The sequence below is a fragment of the Deinococcus rhizophilus genome (assembly GCF_030271215.1).
GTDB lineage: Bacteria > Deinococcota > Deinococci > Deinococcales > Deinococcaceae > Deinococcus > Deinococcus rhizophilus.
In genome coordinates, this window is record NZ_JASNGB010000368.1 from 1 (window position 1) to 678 (window position 678).

At 77.6% G+C, this 678-nt stretch carries 1 protein-coding gene; it reads right to left on the reverse strand.

What is annotated here, in order from left to right; all coding sequences use genetic code 11:
- Positions 1-26 precede the first annotated feature (26 nt).
- On the reverse strand, positions 27-678 hold a 652-nt coding region (locus QOL99_RS17385; RefSeq protein WP_285525668.1), incomplete at its 5' end, for a sensor histidine kinase.

The following is a 678-nucleotide window of genomic DNA, read 5'->3' on the forward strand; positions in this document are numbered from 1 at the left end:
CCGCGCCGGGGGGCGGGTGGGGGCGGTCACGCCTCCTCCGGGGGGGCGGCGGGCAGGGTCAGGGTGACGGTGGTGCCCGCGCCGGGTTCGCTCTGCACCGTCAACTCGCCCCCCACCTCCCGCGCCCGCTCGCGCATCGAACGCTGACCCAGGGTGCCGCCGGGCAGCGCGGCCGGGTCGAAGCCGCGCCCATCGTCGCGCACTTCCAGCCGCACCCTGCCCTCCTCTCCCCGTACCGAGAGCCACACCTCGCGGGCGCGGGCGTGCTTGACCACGTTGTGCAGGGCCTCCTGCGCGACCCGGTAGGCGGCGGCCTGGGCGTGGGGGGCGAGGGCGGGTTCCTCCGGGGTGTCGGCGTGGACGGTCAGGCCGTGCCGCGCTTCCAGGGCGTGCGCGGTCTGGGCCAGGGCCGCGACCAGCCCGCCTTCCTCCAGCGCCTCGGGGCGCAGGCTGAACAGCAGCGCCTTCATCTCCGAGACGCCGCCCTCGGCCAGCCGGATGGTGTAGTCCAGGCTCTCGCGGGCGCGGGCCGGGTCGCGGTCCAGGGTCGCGCGGGCGGTCTTGGCCCCCAGGGTGATGCCGTAGAGGGCCTGTGCCACGCTGTCGTGCAGCTCGCGGGCCAGCCGCGCCCGCTCCTGCACGCCGCCGCGCTCGCCCGCCCGCGCGATCAGTTCGGCG